This is a genomic window from Streptomyces sp. NPDC020917, from assembly GCF_044333795.1.
In the GTDB taxonomy this organism is placed as follows: domain Bacteria; phylum Actinomycetota; class Actinomycetes; order Streptomycetales; family Streptomycetaceae; genus Actinacidiphila.
Genome location: NZ_JBIRRR010000004.1, coordinates 322,127 through 335,723, shown reverse-complemented (window position 1 = coordinate 335,723; position 13,597 = coordinate 322,127). Strand labels below are relative to the sequence as shown.

General features: G+C 72.5%; 11 protein-coding genes. 4 read left to right on the top strand and 7 right to left on the bottom strand.

From position 1 onward, the window contains the following. Positions 1-44: 44 nt before the first annotated feature. Positions 45-812 carry a type I methionyl aminopeptidase gene (gene map / locus ACH4TG_RS11365; protein WP_398241944.1) on the bottom strand — a complete coding sequence of 256 codons (768 nt, stop codon included), beginning with the start codon at positions 810-812 and terminating at the stop codon, positions 45-47. Positions 813-866: 54 nt separating this feature from the next. Here map and ACH4TG_RS11360 point away from each other — a divergent pair, with 54 nt between their 5' ends. Further along, positions 867-1,136 (top strand): helix-turn-helix domain-containing protein, encoded by a 270-nt coding sequence (locus tag ACH4TG_RS11360; RefSeq protein ID WP_398241943.1) that lies wholly within the window; start codon positions 867-869, stop codon positions 1,134-1,136. Positions 1,137-1,622: 486 nt separating this feature from the next. Here ACH4TG_RS11360 and ACH4TG_RS11355 read toward each other — a convergent pair whose 3' ends face one another. Then, complete coding sequence (locus tag ACH4TG_RS11355; RefSeq protein ID WP_398241942.1) at positions 1,623-3,047, bottom strand: MFS transporter; 1,425 nt, start codon at positions 3,045-3,047, stop codon at positions 1,623-1,625. Positions 3,048-3,213: 166 nt separating this feature from the next. On the opposite strand from ACH4TG_RS11355, the gene ACH4TG_RS11350 reads away from it, so the two are divergent. The 3 genes from ACH4TG_RS11350 to ACH4TG_RS11340 all read left to right on the top strand — a co-directional run bounded on the left by ACH4TG_RS11350 (position 3,214) and on the right by ACH4TG_RS11340 (position 8,206). Further along, positions 3,214-3,888, top strand: a complete 675-nt coding sequence (locus ACH4TG_RS11350; protein WP_398241941.1) for a TetR/AcrR family transcriptional regulator — start codon at positions 3,214-3,216, stop codon at positions 3,886-3,888. A gap of 310 nt (positions 3,889-4,198) precedes the next feature. After that, positions 4,199-6,601 (top strand): endonuclease/exonuclease/phosphatase family protein, encoded by a 2,403-nt coding sequence (locus ACH4TG_RS11345; protein ID WP_398241940.1) that lies wholly within the window; start codon positions 4,199-4,201, stop codon positions 6,599-6,601. Positions 6,602-6,781: 180 nt separating this feature from the next. After that, positions 6,782-8,206, top strand: a complete 1,425-nt coding sequence (locus tag ACH4TG_RS11340; RefSeq protein WP_398241939.1) for a discoidin domain-containing protein — start codon at positions 6,782-6,784, stop codon at positions 8,204-8,206. Positions 8,207-8,341: 135 nt separating this feature from the next. On the opposite strand, the gene ACH4TG_RS11335 is transcribed toward ACH4TG_RS11340, so the two are convergent. The 5 genes from ACH4TG_RS11335 to ACH4TG_RS11315 form a co-directional block, all read right to left on the bottom strand. Further along, positions 8,342-9,268, bottom strand: a complete 927-nt coding sequence (locus ACH4TG_RS11335) for an NADP-dependent oxidoreductase (RefSeq protein ID WP_398241938.1) — start codon at positions 9,266-9,268, stop codon at positions 8,342-8,344. 218 nt (positions 9,269-9,486) lie between these two features. Continuing rightward, positions 9,487-10,041 (bottom strand): hypothetical protein, encoded by a 555-nt coding sequence (locus tag ACH4TG_RS11330; protein WP_398241937.1) that lies wholly within the window; start codon positions 10,039-10,041, stop codon positions 9,487-9,489. 468 nt (positions 10,042-10,509) lie between these two features. Continuing rightward, complete coding sequence (locus ACH4TG_RS11325; RefSeq protein WP_398241936.1) at positions 10,510-11,001, bottom strand: ATP-binding protein; 492 nt, start codon at positions 10,999-11,001, stop codon at positions 10,510-10,512. A gap of 266 nt (positions 11,002-11,267) precedes the next feature. Beyond that, the gene (locus ACH4TG_RS11320) at positions 11,268-12,035 is read right to left on the bottom strand and encodes an enoyl-CoA hydratase/isomerase family protein (protein WP_398241935.1); all 768 of its coding nucleotides are present in this window, start codon (positions 12,033-12,035) and stop codon (positions 11,268-11,270) included. Between the two features lie 24 nt (positions 12,036-12,059). Continuing rightward, positions 12,060-13,298: an Ig-like domain-containing protein gene (locus ACH4TG_RS11315; RefSeq protein ID WP_398241934.1), complete on the bottom strand. Its 1,239-nt coding sequence runs from the start codon at positions 13,296-13,298 to the stop codon at positions 12,060-12,062. Between the last annotated feature and the right edge of the window lie 299 nt (positions 13,299-13,597).

The window sequence follows — 13,597 nt, the reverse complement described above, 5'->3', positions numbered from 1 at the left end:
GTGGTGGTTGGGCACGCCTCCGGGGCCGCCCCGCCGGCAACCGGTCAGGGCAGGGTCAGGATGCGGGGGCCGTCGGCGGTGATCGCGATGGTGTGCTCGAAGTGGGCCGCACGGGAGCCGTCGGTGGTGCGGAGGGTCCAGCCGTCGGGGTCGGTGCGGTAGGAGTTCCGGCCGCCGGACATCAGCATCGGCTCGATGGCCAGCGTCAGGCCGTGCCGCAGCGGGAAACCCCGGCCGGGGCGGCCGAAGTTGGGCACGTGCGGGTCCTCGTGCATGCGCCGGCCGATGCCGTGGCCGCCGAAGTCCTCGGGCATGCCGCAGGCGGCGCGCCGGGCGACCCGGCTCACCGCGTGCGCGATGTCGCCGAGCCGGTTGCCGACGGTGGCCGCGGCGATGCCGTCCTCCAGGGCCTGCCGGGTGGCCGTGATCAGCCGGACGTCCTCCGGGCGGGGCGTGCCCACGGTGAAGCTGATGGCGGCGTCGCCGGTCCAGCCGTCGAGTTCGGCGCCGCAGTCGATGCTGACGAGGTCGCCGTCGCGCAGCCGGTAGCCGTCCGGGATGCCGTGCACCACGGCGTCGTTGACCGAGGCGCAGATCACGGCGGGGAACGGGGTGGGGGCGAACGAGGGCTGGTAGCCCAGGAACGGCGAGCTGGCGCCGGCGGCCGTGAGCACCGCCCGCGCGGCCTCGTCCAGGGCCTGCAGCGTCACCCCGACGGCGGCCGCGTCGCGCGCGGCGGCGAGGGCGTCGGCCACGACGCGGCCCGCCTCGCGCATCGCGTCCAGCGACGCGTCGCTCTTGATCTCCACCATGTTTCCGCACCCTCCCGGTCGACCAATTCTTATACCGGTATTAGTATCACGGCCATGGTACGGAATCCGCTCACCCCCGAGGAACGCGAGCGCGGAGAGCGCCTGGGCACGCTGCTGCGGGAGGCTCGCGGCGATCGGACGATGACGGAGGTGGCCGCGGCCGCGGGCATCTCCGCGGAGACGCTCCGCAAGATCGAGACAGGGCGGGCGCCGACCCCGGCTTTCTTCACTGTCGTGGCGCTGGCCGCGGCGCTCGGGTTGTCCACCGACACCTTGGCCTCGGCCTGCGCCCACCCCTGCGAACCCCAACCACTCTCGGCCTAGGCACCCCCACCCGCCGCCACCCCGGGACGCTCCCCCTCGCCCCTCCCGGCCTCCGGGCTGCCCCTTCGGGCGCGTTGCCGTCCGACGGTTCGCTGTGGCTGGGCGCGCAGTTCCCCGCGCCCCTGCGGGGGTGACCCCCGTCCCAAGTCCCTCCCGCAGACGGGGGCCAGCCCGGGAGGGGACGGTGCGGGAGTGTCCCCGCAGGAACTGTGCACACACCCGGCCCACCCCACGAAAAGACCCGCACGCACAGTTCCGAGGAGACACTCCCGTGGCGGCCCCGACCCCACCCACCGAACGTGCACCGCCAGGGGCGCGAGGAACTGCGCGCTCAGGCGGGACGATCCCGTTCGACGGCAAAGCAGGCTCGGGGGCACCCCGGAAACCGAGGGCAACCCGGATGCGGACCAGCCGCGACGAGACCACCAGACGGCCACGCGCAGCGCGAGGCACCCCGGACGCCGGGACCCGGGAGAAAGAGAAGGGCTACGCCGTGGCCGCGGCCTCGGCGATCTGGGACTGGGTGGGCGCCAGCCGGGGAGAAGCCAGGGTGACCAGGACCGTCGCGACAGAGAAAGCCGCCGCGACCAGGAGCCCCCGGTGGAACCCCGCGGTGAACGCCTGCGCGGGCGCGTCCCCCGACGCGAGCGCGGCCGTCGCGCGCGACGTGGACAGGGTCGAGACGACCGCCAGCCCGAGCGCACCGCCGACCTGGTAGAAGGCCGTGACCACTCCGGAAGCGGCCCCCGCCTCCCGCGCGGACACGTCGACCACCGCCGCGATCTGCCCGGGCACGGCCACCCCGATGATGCCGGTGCCGAACAGCAGCAGCCCGGGCAGCAGTTCGCTCGCGTACGAGCCGTGGACGCCGGCCCGGGCGAGCAGCAGCAGCCCGGCCACGTTGAGCGCCGCCCCGGCGAACTGCACCGGCCGCGTGCCGAACCGCGTCACCAGCGGCGTGGTCGCGACCGCCGCGGCGATCGCCGCGCCGCCCATCGGCAGGAACTCCACGCCGGCCCGCAGCGCCGAGCCGCCCCGCGCCTGCTGCAGGAACAGCGCGGTCAGGAAGAACATGGACAGGAACGCGGCCCCGTTCAGGGCCAGCGCCCCGCCCGCGGTGCTCAGCGCCCGGTTCCGCAGCAGCCGCAGCGGCACCAGCGGCGCGTCCACGCGGGCCTCGACTGCGACGAACGCGACCAGCAGGACGACGCCCGCGGCCAGGCAGCCGATCACCTCGGCGGAGGACCAGCCGGCCGGCTCCGCGCGGACCACCCCGTAGACCAGGGCGAGCAGCCCGCCGGTGCCGAGCACCGCGCCGAGCAGGTCGAAGCCGCGGTCGCCCGCGTGCACGACGGCCCGGCGGACGAAGACCGGGGTGACGGCGACCAGCGCGACGACGATCGGCACGTTGACGATGAACACCCAGCGCCAGCTGAAGGAGTCGACGAGCAGGCCGCCGGCCACCACACCGAGGGTGCCGCCGAGCCCGGCGAGTCCGCCCCACACGCCCATCGCGATGTTGCGGCGGCGGCCGTGCTCGAAGGTGACGGTGAGGATGGACAGCGCGGCCGGCGACAGCAGCGCGCCGCCCAGGCCCTGCACCGCGCGGGCCGCGATCAGCAGCCCGGGCGAGCCGGCCAGGCCGCCGAGCAGCGAGGTGGCGCCGAACAGCACGAGCCCGGCGACGAACACCCGCCGGGCGCCGAACAGGTCTGCGGCCCGCCCGCCGAGCAGCAGGAAGCCGCCGAAGAGCAGGGTGTACGCGCTGATCACCCACTGCAGCCCGTCGGCGGTGAAGCCGAGGTCCTGCTGGATGTCGGGCAGCGCGACGTTCACGATCGTCACGTCGAGCACGACGATGAACTGGGCGAGGGCCAGCACCGTCAGCGTGGCCCAGGGACTGCGTCGCATGGTGGTCTCCCCATACGTAGGTATACGACGTATGCTTTCGGCGTCCACCATACACACCTGCCGTGTACGTCGTATACCTTCAGCCTCCGCCGGCCGGCGGGACCGCGAGGCCCGCCGCCCCATTGCGTACGCTGTACACACGACACCGGGACGGAAAGGCGTGCAGATGCCCGCACAGAGGCGCTTGAACAGGGACGAGCTGGTCGCCACGGCCATGTCCGTGGCCGACGCCGAGGGCCTGGACGCGGTCACGGTGCGGCGGGTCGCCCAGCAGCACGACGTGACACCGATGGCGCTGTACCGGCACTTCGCCGACAAGGACGGGCTCCTCGAAGCCCTCGCCGAGAGCGTGCTGGACGACGTCCGGCCACCGGCCGCAGACGACCGGGCGTGGCACGAGCAGATGCACGACCTGCTCACCGCGTTCCTCGCCGCGATGCGGCCGCACCCGAGCACCGCCCCGCTGCTGTTCGACCGCATGCTGGCCTGCGAACCGGGACTGGCCCTCACCGAACGCGCCCTGTCCCTGCTGGGGGACGCGGGGATGGACCTGGAGCAGAGCGCGGAGGCCGCCTGCCAGGCCCTCAACTTCCTTGTCACGCTGGTGGTCACGGAGCCCGGCCGGACCCGGCACCCCGATCCCGCGGTGCAGGACGAGCAGGTGCGGGTCCGGCGCGCCCGGCTGCTCTCGCTCGACCCGGCGCGCTACCCGCACCTCGTCGCGGCCGCCGAACCGCTCACCGAATGCCCCAGCACCGACGAGTACTACGGACGCGGAATCGACCTCATCGTGACCGGAATGCGGGGGCAGTGCGCCACCGCGCCGGTGCCCGCGCACTGATCGTCCGCGGCACCGGAAGGCCCCTCGAAGGGCCGGCCGGACGGCCCGCCGGACAAACCACCCGTCTGTGGAGACAGTTCACCTTCGGCACCCAGATTTAACCTCGGAACTCCTTCTCGGCCTCGTTCTACGCGCGTATCTTGAGGCCCGTTCGCGCTCCCCCGCACCGCGGGACTGATGTCGCGTCATGTCATAGTGCCGTCCCGCACGAAGGAGAGACCCTCAGGTGTCGCACTCTTCCGAGGCCACCCCCTCCCAGCCCGCGAGACCCCGTTCCACGGGTCCTGCCCGTTCCCAGATCCTCCGCCGCATGCTGCCGATCGGCATAGCCGGCGCGGTCGTCCTGGCCGGTGTGACCGTCCACTCCGCCTTCGCGACGCCGTCCTCCGACGGCCTGATCGCCGAGGTCTACGGGGGCGGCGGCAACTCCGGCGCCACGTACACCAACGACTTCGTCGAGCTGGCCAACGCCGGTGCCGCGCCGCTCGACATGAGCGGCTACACCGTCCAGTACCTGTCGGGCAGCCCGTCCGGCACCTCCAAGTGGCAGGTCACCACGCTCGGCGGCACGCTGTCCGGCGGCGGCCGCTACCTGGTGGCCGAGGCCGCCGGCACCGGCGGCACCACCGCGCTGCCCACGCCCGACGCCACCGGCACCATCGCCATGTCCGGCACCAGCGGCACCATCGCGCTGGTGTCCGGCGCCGACCCGCTGACCTGCCTGACCGCCGCGGACTGCGCGGCCGACCCGCGGGTGAAGGACCTCGTCGGATACGGCACCGCCGTCGTGCACGAGGGCAGCGGCGCCGCGGCCGGCGCGAGCAACACCGACTCGGTGACGCGGGCCGCGAACCTCGCCGACACCGACGACAACGCCGCCGACTTCACCGCCGGCGCGCCCACCCCGCAGAGCTCCGGCTCCGGCACCGGCACCACCCCGCCGACCACGCCGCCCACCACGCCGCCCACCACCACGCCGCCGGCCGCGGCCCGGATCCACGACATCCAGGGCGACACCCGGGTCTCCCCGCTGGACGGCAAGGCGGTCGGCGACGTCCCCGGCATCGTCACCGGCGTGCGCAGCACCGGCTCGTCCAAGGGCTTCTGGATGCAGGACCCCAACCCGGACGACAACCCCCGTACCAGCGAGGGCATCTACGTCTTCACCAGCTCCACCCCGACCGTCGCGGTGGGCGACTCGGTGACCGTCACCGCGACGGTCTCCCAGTACTACCCGGGCGGCGCGACCGCCGGCGGCCAGGCCGTCACCGAGCTGACCAAGCCCACGGTGACCAAGGTCTCCAGCGGCAACCCGCTGCCCGCCCCGGTGGTGCTGAACGCGAACTCGGTGCCGGACGCCTTCGTGCCGAGCGCCGGCGGTGGCAGCATCGAGAACGTGCCGCTGCGGCCGAGCGAGTACGCGCTGGACCTGTACGCCTCCCTCGAGGGGATGAACGTGCAGATCGCCAACACCCGGGTGGTCGGCGCCACCGACCCGTACTCCGAGCTGTGGGTGACGGTCAAGCCGGACCAGAACCCGACCAAGCGCGGCGGCACCCTGTACACCGGGTACGACCAGCCCAACTCCGGCCGTCTGATGGTGCAGTCGCTGATCCCGGCGGCCACCCAGGCGTTCCCGGTCGCCAACGTCGGCGACACCCTGACCGGCACCACCGCCGGCCCGCTGGACTACAACCAGTTCGCCGGCACCTACGCCATCCAGGCGCGGACGATCGGGGCGGTCAAGAGCGGCGGGCTGCAGCCCGAGGTGACCGACAAGGCCAAGGACAACCAGGCGTCCGTGGCCACGTACAACGTGGAGAACCTGGCGCCGGACAACCCGCAGTCGAAGTTCGACCGGCTGGCCAAGGGCCTGGTCACCAACCTGCGCTCGCCCGACATCGTCGCCCTGGAGGAGATCCAGGACAACAACGGCGCGACCGACGACGGCACGGTGGCCGCGGACAAGACGCTGAACAAGCTGGTCGACGCCATCGCGGCGGCGGGCGGCCCGCACTACCAGTGGCGCGAGATCGACCCGGTCAACGACAAGGACGGCGGCCAGCCCGGCGGCAACATCCGCCAGGCGTTCCTGTTCAACGCGGACCGGGTGGGCTTCGTCGACCGCCCGGGCGGCGACTCGACCACCGCGGTCGGCATCACCGGCACCGGTGACCAGACGGCGCTGACCGCGTCCCCCGGCCGGATCGCGCCCAACGACCCGGCGTGGAACACCAGCCGCAAGCCGCTGGCCGGCGAGTTCACCTTCCGTGGCAAGAAGCTGTTCGTGATCGCCAACCACTTCGACAGCAAGGGCGGCGACCAGGGCATCGACAGCCGCTTCCAGCCCCCGGTGCGCAGCTCCGAGGTGCAGCGGGTGCGCCAGGCCGTCATCGAGCACGACTTCGTCGAGCAGCTGGAGAAGGCCGACCCGAAGGCCAACGTGGTGGTCCTCGGCGACCTGAACGACTACCAGTTCTCGCCGGCCGTGCTCAGCCTGACGGGCAACGGCAAGGTCCTCACCGACCTGGTCAACACCCTTCCGGTCAAGGAGCGTTACTCCTACGTCTACGAAGGCAACTCGCAGGTGCTCGACCACATCCTGGTCAGCCCGAACATGAAGCACGTCGAGTACGACGTGGTGCACATCAACGCCGAGTTCGCCGACCAGACCAGCGACCACGAGCCGCAGGTGGTCCGGCTCCAGCCGTGACCTCCCACCGGTGAACTCCCGTACGGCGGGCCCGGGTCGAGATGACCCGGGCCCGCCGTCGTGCGCGCCGGGGACCTTGACGTGTGACGGATGGGGCTATAGACAACTCGGTGACCAGAGAGCGCTCTCAAGAGCGCCGGACGCCTCGACACGGTCCCCCCACCCGGTCAGGAGAACGTCATGCCCGTCACCCCCGCACACCCGCCGGCCGAGCACCCGGGCGCTCCGCCGCGCGGCCACCGCGCCCGCCGCTCCCGCACCCGGCTCGGCATGGCCGCCCTCGCGGTCGCCGCGCTGAGCGTGGCCGGAATCACCGCGGCCACCGGCACCGGCGGCGCCGCCACCCCGGCGGCCGCCCCCGCGGCGCCGGCCGCGGCCCCGCACGCGGTGCCAGGCCCGCCCGCCGGCTTCACCACCACCTGGAGCGACGACTTCGGCGGCACGGCCGGCACCGGCGTCAACGGCGCCGACTGGAAGTACGACACCGGTCCCGGCAGCAGCTTCGGCACCGGCGAGATCGAGACGATGACCAACAGCACCTCCAACGTCTACCAGGACGGCAACGGCCACCTGGTGCTCAAGGCGCTGCACTCGGGCAGCGATCCGCGGGCGGGCTGGACCTCCGGCCGGATCGAGACCCAGTCCTCCTCGTTCGGCGCGCCGCCCGGCGGCGTGGTGATGATGCAGTCCTCCATCCAGCAGCCGAACCTGACGACGGCCAACGGCGCCGGGTACTGGCCGGCGTTCTGGATGCTGGGCTCGACGCTGCGGACCGGGACCACCTGGCCGACGTCCGGCGAGGTCGACATCCTGGAGGACATCAACTCCCGCAGCTCGGTGTTCGGCACGCTGCACTGCGGCACCAATCCGGGCGGCCCGTGCAACGAGAGCACCGGCATCGGGTCCGGTGAACACGCCTGCTCCGGCTGCCAGACCGGCTACCACACCTACGCGGTGCAGATCGACCGGTCGGTGTCGCCCGAGCAGATCCGCTGGTACCTGGACGGCGCCAACTACTTCACGGTGAAGGCGAACCAGGTGGACGCCACGACATGGGCGAACGCCGTCGACCATCCGTTCTTCATCATCTACGACCTGGCGATGGGCGGCGGCTTCCCGGACGCCTTCGGCGGCGGTCCCAACGCCTCCACGGTCTCCGGCGGCCAGATGAACATCGACTACGTGGCCGTCTACAACAAGGCGCCGGTCGGCGGTTCCGCCGCGCCGCTCTCGCAGGGCCGGCCCACCACCGCGTCGTCCACCGAGAACACCGGCACCCCGGCGTCCGCGGCCACCGACGGCAGCACCGGCACCCGCTGGTCGAGCGCGTTCAGCGACCCGCAGTGGCTGCGGGTGGACCTCGGCGCCACCCACGCCATCAGCCAGATCAGGCTCGACTGGGAGGCGGCGTACGCCAAGGCGTTCCAGATCCAGACGTCGAACGACGGCACGAACTGGACGACGATCTACTCGACGGCGTCGGGCACCGGTGGCGACCAGACGCTCGCGGTCTCCGGTTCCGGCCGCTACGTGCGGATGTACGGCACGCAGCGGGCCACCGCGTACGGCTACTCGCTGTGGGAATTCCAGGTGCTCGGCACCTGAGGCGCCCGAGGTGGCGGGCGCGCCGCCGGGCACCGTCCGGCGGCGCGCCCGCTGCGGCGTATCCCCGGCCGCGCACCACCTCGCGCGGGGCGGGCCGGACCCGGTGTCCGGCCCGCCCCTGCCGCGCTCCGGGGCTCAGACGGTGAGCAGGAGCTTGCCGGACAGGTGCCCGGCCTCGCTCAGCCGCTGCGCTTCCGCGGCCTCGGCGAGCGGGAGGACGCGGTGCACGGGCAGGTCCAGCTTGCCGGCCGCCAGCAGCGCCAGCGCCTCCTCGAAGGCCGGTCCGCCCCGGTACTGGCCGGGCCCGCCGGAGGTGAACCGGACGCCCTGCTTGGCGGCGCCCACCGCGTCGGCGATGGAGACCACGCGGTCCGTGCCGCCGGTCAGCTCGATGGACGCGGCAACGGCACCGCCGCGGCCGGCGGCGTCCAGGGCCGCGTCGACGCCCTGCGGGGCCACCGCGCGGACCCGGTCCACCAGCCCGTCGCCGTAGGCGACCGGGATCGCGCCGAGGGCGCGCAGATGGTCGTGGTTGGCCTCGCTCGCGGTGCCGACGACGGTCAGCCCGCGGGCGACGGCGACCTGCACGGCCACGCCGCCGACCGCGCCGGCCGCCGCGTGCACCAGCAGCGTCTCCCCGGGCTTGAGGTCCAGCAGTTCCAGCGCCCGGTAGGAGGTCTCGTCCGCCACCGGGATGGCGGCAGCCTGCTCCCAGGTCACGCTGTCGGGCTTGCGGACGACCTTGGCCGCGTCGGCGAGCGCGAACTCCGCGTAGGAGCCGGTGTCGGTCGGGCCGAACACCGCGTCGCCGACGGCCAGCCCCTCGACGCCCTCGCCGAGCGCGTCGACCACGCCGGACGCCTCGACGCCGGGGACGTGCGGCAGCGTGACGGGGAAGACCTGGCTCATCGAGCCGGACCTGATCTTGCTGTCGAGGGCGTTGACACCGGCGATCTTCACGGCGATGCGCACCTGGCCGGGGCCCGGCTGCGGGGCCTCGACGTCCTGGAGGCGGAGGACGTCAGGGGAGCCGAACTCGGCGAAGACGATGGCCTTGGGCATGGGATTCACGGTCCTTACGACGATGGGTCGGTGGGTCGGTGGATCTGCGCGCGTCGTGTGCGTCTGCCGGCGTGTCCGGGCGGTCCGGGCACCCGGCCGGTCCTGCGGCAGGACCGGTCCGGCCGCGGAACGGTCCGGCCGCGGAACGGTCCGCACGTTCCATCGTCGCCGCACCGCCGTGCCCGTGCAGACCGAACCGCGGAGCCGGCGCGCGAGCGTCACGCCGCCGCGGCGGCCGGTCGCGCCTGCGGGACCGCCCGCGGTCGTGTGCGGAGTCGCGCCTGCGCGCGCGCCTGCCCTCGTGCGGCGGGACGGCCCTGCGCGAAGACGACGTACCGCAGCAGCAGGAAGCGGGCCAGCCCGGCGAGCGCGGAGGCGGTCAGGTAGACGCCCTGCCGCAGCAGGGCGCCGCCGCCCGGGTGGACGCCGTCGAAGGCCAGCAGGGCGCCGGTGGTGAACAGGTACGACATCAGGACGGTCAGCCCGCTCGCCGCGTGGTCGCGCCAACTCGCCCCGCCGCGGCCGAAGGTGAACCGCCCGTGCAGTTCGGTGGCCAGCACCGTGGAGGCGACGGTGAGACCCGCGTTGGCCACGGCGAGCGGCACCCGGTCACCGATCAGCAGCAGCGCCCCGGAGGCCAGCAGGGTGACGCCGCCTCCGCAGACGACGAACCGGACGAAGGAGAGCAGGGCCGACCGGGGCGCGGCGGGGACCGCGGCGAGGGCTGCTGCTGCCGGGTGCGCGGCCGGCGCGCTGCCTGCGGTGCGAGTCATCGGGCGGTCTCTCCTCGGGAGTTTCGGCGTCCACCCGACTCTCGCGCACCCAACTCACCCAGCCCATCCGGCCTTTCCCCGATCCGGGGTGGGGGCTACCCCCACCCCCCCTCAGGGACACCCCCCGGAATGCCCTTACCGATCTTTTACATGAGAAGGCTATGAGGATATTCGGCCATCATTTAGAAGGCGAGTGGCCCATCTCACCCTTGCATTCACCGACCTCACGCCCATTTTGTGGGCAAATGCCACGATGCTTCGATTTGCCCCCGACCCCCGTGCTGTGCGAGAGTCGATTCCAACGGCGCCCAGACCCGGGCTCGGCCGTTCCACAGACGCCGCGGACACACCCCCCCTGCTCCGCGGCGGAACCGAAGAGGCCCTCTCGCTGTCACCCCCCCCCCGACGCGGAGGGCCTCTTCTTGTCCCCGATCAGGGCCGCCCGGCCACCTCGCGCCGGTGGCGTGCTCAGCGCTCGCCGATCCGCAGTTCGAACCAGGTGGTCTTGCCGCGTGGCTGCAGGTCCACACCCCAGCGGTCGGAGAGGGTGTCCACGAGGAACAGTCCGCGGCCGCTGACGTCCAGGTCCCGCACCGGCAGCAGGCAGGGCAACGCCCGCGAGGGATCCCGCACTTCGATTCTGATCCAGCCCCTGCGGCGCTGCATCCGCAGCCCGAACGTCCGAGCGCCGGTGTGCCGTACGGCATTGCCGACGAGTTCCGAGACGAGCAGTTCGACGGTGTCCCCGTGCGAGGTGAGCCCCCACATCCTGATCACGGACAGTGCCAGCCGGCGGGCGGTGGACGCGGACTCCGGCCGCGACGTCAGGTGCACCTCCCGGGCCGACGGGTCGCCTAACAGGTCGAGCACCCCGGCCGCGGGGTCGTCCGGCAGGAGCGGGGCAACGGCCGCCGCGGGTTCCGCCCGCTGCGGCTGCTCCGATGCACCCCGGCCCGCCATGCCCCTCATGATGGCTGCAACCACGGGGTTCCGGGGAGTAACCCCGGGAATTCACCACCCCAGAACGGGGGGAGGGCGCGCTGGTTTCGGCATATTCGCCCGGCATAAAACATCCCCGAACACCCCCACCCGCCTGCGGAGTTGAGCCATCCTCCGCAGACGCGGAGGGTGAGCGGCCGGCAATCCCTTAAGGTTCACTTAAGGTTGCCTTAAGGCAGACCGCGCACCCTCCGTGATGTTCACCCCGCCACTCAACGGCTCCTGGCTCAGGCGAACTTCGCCTTGCCAGGGCCCTCCTCGACGAAGCTGCGCATCCCCGTCTCGCGGTCCTCGGTGGCGAACAGGCCGGCGAACAGGGTGCGTTCGATGGCCAGGCCGGTGTCCAGTCCCGCGTCGAGGCCGGCGTCGACCGCCTCCTTGGCGGCCCGCAGGGCGTAGGCCGGTCCGCGGGCCAGCCGGGCGGCCCAGGCGTGCGCCTGCGCGTACACCTCGCCGGGGGGCACCACCCGGTCGACCAGGCCGAGGGTCAGCGCCTCGTCGGCGGCGACCATCCGGCCGGTGAAGATCAGGTCCTTGGCGCGGGACGGGCCGATCAGCCGGGACAGCCGCTGGGTGCCGCCGGCGCCGGGGATCAGGCCGAGCAGGATCTCCGGCTGGCCGAGCTTGGCGTTCTCCGCGGCGATCCGGAAGTCGGCGCACAGCGCCAGCTCGCAGCCGCCGCCCAGCGCGTACCCGGTGACCGCGGCGACCACCGGCTTGGGGATCCGGGCCACCGCGGTGAACGCGTCCTGCAGGTCACCCGACCGGTCCACCATGTCCTGGTAGGACATGGCCTGCATCTCCTTGATGTCCGCGCCGGCGGCGAACACCTTCTCGCCGCCCCAGACCACCACGGCTCGCACGTCGGGGCGCCGGGAGACCTCCTCCGCCAGCGCCTTCAGCCGGTCCTGCGTGGCGCTGTCCAGCGCGTTCATCGGCGGCCGCTCCAGCCGGAGGGTGCCGACGCCTTCGTCGACTTCCAGGGTCACAGTCATGGTCCGGAGCGTACGCGACCGGATTCAGGACGCCAGCCACTGGCTCCAGCTGAGGTTCCAGCCGTTCAGGCCGTTGTACCACTGGACCGTGCGGTCCTTGGAGTTGACCACCTGGACGACGTCGCCGATCAGCGAGTTGGCGTAGAACCAGGCCGCCGGGGTGCTCGGGTCGCCGGCGCCCTGGACGTCGTGCAGGCCCACGCAGCCGTGGCTGGTGTTGCTGTTGCCGAACACCGAGGAAGCGGCCCAGTAGTTGCCGTGGATGAAGGTGCCCGAGTTGGTCAGCCGCATGGCGTGCGGCACGTCCGGGATGTCGTACTCCCCGCCGAAGCCCACGGTGTCGCCGTTCATCCGGGTCTTCAGGTACTTCTCGGAGATCACCATCTTGCCGTTGTACGTGGTGTGGTCGGGGGCGCCCGAGGAGATCGGGATGGTCCGAAGGACCTTGCTGTCCCGGTACACGGTCATGGTGTGCTTGGCCGCGTCGACGATGCTGACCTGGCGGCGGGCGACGGTGAAGTGCACGGTCTTGTGCTGCTTTCCGTACACGCCGGGGGCGCCCTCGACACCGTTGAGGTTCAGGCCCAGCGTCACCTTCGTGCCGGCCGCCCAGTACTCGGCCGGGCGGATGTACAGGTCCTGGTCGCCGTTCCACTTCGCGGCCACCTGCACGGCCGGGGAGGCGGTGACGGTCAGCCCGCGCTCGACCGCCTTCTTGTTGCTGATGGCCCGGTTGAAGTGCAGGTAGACCTCCATGCCGACGCCGACGGTCGAGCCGTCCTCGGGCGTGAAGAACCCGACGAAGCTGTCCTTGGGCACGACCGTGGTGAACGAGGCGTGCTTGTCGGACTCGCGGCCCGCGCCGTCCTTGGCGACGGCGTCCACGGTGTACTGCGTCGAGGTGTCCAGGTGGTCGTCCGGGGTCCAGCCCAGGCCGTCCGCGGAGATGGTGCCGGGCACCGCCGTGCCCTTGTCGTCCTTGACCACGACCGACGACAGCCTGCCACCCGACGCGGTGACCTTCAGGGAGCCGGTGGTCGGCACGTTCGAGGCGCCGTCCTTCGGCAGGATGGACACGACCGCGGTGGACACCGCGGCGGTCGGCGAGCCACTGCCGCCCGCGCCGCCCTTCCCGCCGTCGTCGGCGCCGGCCTTGTTCCCGTCGTCCGGCCCGCAGGCCGTTGCCAGCACCAGCAGACCGCCGAGCACGAGCGCGACCGCGCTCCTCCTGGCACCCGGCCGCCGTAGGCCTTTCGGCTTCACCTTCTCCGCTCCCCTGATTCCGCTTGCGCACACGGTGTGTGCACGAACACCCGGTCTCCCCCCTGCCACCGCAAGACAACCACATCGACGGCACCGTCAAGGCCGATGGATTGTCACCGTTCCGTCCCAGTTCTCCCGCCCGGTTCCACGGCCGGCGCTACCGGCAGGAACCCCGGCCGAGCGGGTTCCGCCGACCGGCACGCCGGGCCGTTCACCCCGATGGACTTGGTGCGGTCCGCAATGTCCGTCATGCGGTGATAAGTCTGTTCTCACTACCGACCAAGGAGAGACCGATGGCG

Excerpts from the sequence above, each read along its gene's own strand:
- ACH4TG_RS11350 (WP_398241941.1), top strand. The coding sequence starts at position 3,214 with ATGCCCGCACAGAGGCGCTTGAACAGGGACGAGCTGGTCGCCACGGCC.
- ACH4TG_RS11360 (WP_398241943.1), top strand. The coding sequence starts at position 867 with ATGGTACGGAATCCGCTCACCCCCGAGGAACGCGAGCGCGGAGAGCGC.
- ACH4TG_RS11320 (WP_398241935.1), bottom strand. The coding sequence starts at position 12,035 with ATGACTGTGACCCTGGAAGTCGACGAAGGCGTCGGCACCCTCCGGCTG.
- ACH4TG_RS11340 (WP_398241939.1), top strand. The coding sequence starts at position 6,782 with ATGCCCGTCACCCCCGCACACCCGCCGGCCGAGCACCCGGGCGCTCCG.
- map (WP_398241944.1), bottom strand. The coding sequence starts at position 812 with ATGGTGGAGATCAAGAGCGACGCGTCGCTGGACGCGATGCGCGAGGCG.
- ACH4TG_RS11325 (WP_398241936.1), bottom strand. The coding sequence starts at position 11,001 with ATGGCGGGCCGGGGTGCATCGGAGCAGCCGCAGCGGGCGGAACCCGCG.
- ACH4TG_RS11345 (WP_398241940.1), top strand. The coding sequence starts at position 4,199 with ATGCTGCCGATCGGCATAGCCGGCGCGGTCGTCCTGGCCGGTGTGACC.
- ACH4TG_RS11330 (WP_398241937.1), bottom strand. The coding sequence starts at position 10,041 with ATGACTCGCACCGCAGGCAGCGCGCCGGCCGCGCACCCGGCAGCAGCA.
- ACH4TG_RS11335 (WP_398241938.1), bottom strand. The coding sequence starts at position 9,268 with ATGCCCAAGGCCATCGTCTTCGCCGAGTTCGGCTCCCCTGACGTCCTC.
- ACH4TG_RS11355 (WP_398241942.1), bottom strand. The coding sequence starts at position 3,047 with ATGCGACGCAGTCCCTGGGCCACGCTGACGGTGCTGGCCCTCGCCCAG.